1 protein-coding gene and 1 pseudogene are annotated in these 1073 nt (G+C 35.3%); both read right to left on the bottom strand.

Features of this window, described 5'->3' with window-relative positions:
- Positions 1–189 (bottom strand): annotated as a pseudogene (locus tag DXH47_RS11530) (DUF536 domain-containing protein); the annotation flags it as partial.
- Positions 182–1073, bottom strand: an 892-nt coding sequence (locus tag DXH47_RS11525) for a replication initiation protein (protein WP_137975634.1), incomplete at its 5' end; no start/stop codon positions are given. The gene DXH47_RS11525 and the pseudogene DXH47_RS11530, both read right to left, overlap by 8 nt.

Here is a 1073-nt window from a genome sequence, read left to right as displayed (position 1 = left end):
TTGTTGGTTATTTGCTACCAAAGGCTTTGCTACCTTATCTCTAATAATCCTTTCAGCTGTAAGGCTAATCATGTTTGTACCTTGACGATCTTTTTGTCGGTTCTTTGTTGGTAGTCTTTGGTAGCGATATTGAATAGTCTGCTTGGAGACCTTCAATTCATTAGCAAGTTCTCTAATAGTTTTAGGCATGATTTCCAAACCCCTTTCGGAGTTCAGCAAGTGCTTCTTGTCTTGCTTGATCTCTTATTTTTTTATCGTGCTCGGCCTGTTTATCAGCCAATGCTTGTTTCTCAGTAGAGCCTAAAGTTAACCCCTTAACCTTGTCAATGGCGCGCCATTTTTCCTGCTCTGTTAATTCACCATTATGCTGAATATTAAAAAGCTTTTGACGCTCATCTTGTAATTGGCCTTGTGAGAAATCATTGGCATCTTTCTTTTCGGGTTTCCAGGTAAACGAATAGCCAATAACTGGTTTCCCACGCCCTTTACCATATTTTTTTCTAACCGTTAATCCTCTAAACAAAGGAGTTAATTCTTCTTTAATGGGTTTTATAACAAATTTATCGACGTTAGAGGGACTATTCCAGTAACTTTTGGGCATATCTAGTAATTCAAAAAAGTCTTCTTTAGAAAAATAAGCATATCCAGTGGTTCTGAACTGTTTTAGTAACCGAAACATTGTTTTTGCGTAACTACTTTTTAAATCTCTAAACTCTGCCAACGCATAACGAACCCAACTTTCAAGCTTGTTTAAAAGGGGTAAAGCACGTTCATAAACTTTTACGTCTACATAAGGTTCTTCTGCATCTCCATCAATTTTAAATTCTGTAAACAAAACAAAAAACTCTCGAGTTAATCCACTTTTACTTCGTCTACCAAAATGTAATCCCATCATTTTTTCATAAGTTCTCTGAATGTCATCTTCAAAACGGTTATTTGCAGTAGGTTTATAAGCACTTAACTCTTTTAATTGATCAAAAGTAAAACGAATGGTCTGATTACTCTTATCACGCATACGAGAAATAATCGAAAAAAATAAATTCATTTCAACTGGAGTAAATTTTCGAAGTGGA

The sequence above is a fragment of the Levilactobacillus suantsaii genome (genome assembly GCF_004115745.1).
GTDB classification, from domain to species: Bacteria; Bacillota; Bacilli; order Lactobacillales; family Lactobacillaceae; genus Levilactobacillus; species Levilactobacillus suantsaii.
This window is presented reverse-complemented; position numbering and strand designations above follow the sequence as displayed.